At 65.7% G+C, this 609-nt stretch carries 1 protein-coding gene; it reads right to left on the bottom strand.

Annotation, left to right across the window (positions count from 1 at the left end; all coding sequences use genetic code 11):
- A partial coding sequence (locus tag U873_RS34635; RefSeq protein ID WP_043274801.1) for a hypothetical protein occupies window positions 1-609 on the bottom strand: 609 nt, incomplete at both ends.

Here is a 609-nt window from a genome sequence, read left to right as displayed (position 1 = left end):
GTCACCAGACCCGCAACGTTGTCCAGGGTCGCCACTTGCAAGCTCAGGCCCGCCAGGCTGGACAGCTCGCCTTGCTGGTTGTTCAGGCTGCCGATCCGCGCGTTCAACTGCCCGCTGCTGTTGACCAGCCCGCCCTGGCCGTTGAGCAATCGAGCAGCTTCAAGCTGCATGCTCGCAGCGCTGAGCACACGGCCCTGGTTCTGGTTGTCCAGGGTACCGGCATTGACCGTTACCTGGCGCTGGCCGCTGAGGGTTCCGCCCTGGTTGTCCAGGGACTGGGTTGCCGTGACCGTCAGATCGCAGCTGGCCACCACGCTCTGGCCATTGTTGTTCAGGGTCTGCGCCGTCAGCGTGACATCGCCGCTCGGGTTGCGACTGTTATCGGCATTGACCCCGGCCTCGATGATGCCGTGGTTGCTCAGTTTGCCGCCGCTGTCCAGCTGGATGCTGTCGCGGGCGGCAAGGGTTTTCTGGTTGCTCAGGTCGCCCCGGGTCTGCACCTTGAGCTCGCTGCCGGCGTAGACCGCTCCCTGGGCATCGAGGCTGCCGGCCTTGATCGCCACCGCGCCTTTCTCGGCGCTCGCGTCCACCATGCGCAACTGGCCGTTG

This window comes from Pseudomonas sp. PH1b (assembly GCF_000633395.1).
Classification (GTDB): domain Bacteria; phylum Pseudomonadota; class Gammaproteobacteria; order Pseudomonadales; family Pseudomonadaceae; genus Aquipseudomonas.
Note: the sequence above shows the minus strand (reverse complement) of the source record. Positions and strands in the feature narration are given on the sequence as shown.